The 255-nt window shown below is 56.9% G+C and carries 1 protein-coding gene; it reads left to right on the top strand.

Features of this window, described 5'->3' with window-relative positions; genetic code table 11:
- Positions 1–13: 13 nt before the first annotated feature.
- Positions 14–255: alpha/beta fold hydrolase (locus SB775_RS31560; protein ID WP_410865225.1), on the top strand; the 242-nt coding region annotated here is incomplete at its 3' end.

The following is a 255-nucleotide window of genomic DNA, read 5'->3' as shown; positions in this document are numbered from 1 at the left end:
CTTGCGCAACATCGTGATAGTACATGGGGCATTCGCCGATGCTTCGGGTTGGCGCCAGGTCTCCGATGACCTGACGGCTCGTGGATTGAATGTTACCTTGGTTCAGAATCCAATCACCTCGCTTCAGGCGGATGTCGATGCCACCCATCGCATCTTGGATATGCAGGACGGCCCTGTCCTACTGGTAGCCCATAGCTACGGCGGGGTCGTAATCAGTGAGGCAGGTAACCGCCCCAATGTGGCTGGACTCGTCTA

It is taken from the genome of Peribacillus sp. SIMBA_075 (assembly GCF_046534585.1).
This window is presented reverse-complemented; position numbering and strand designations above follow the sequence as displayed.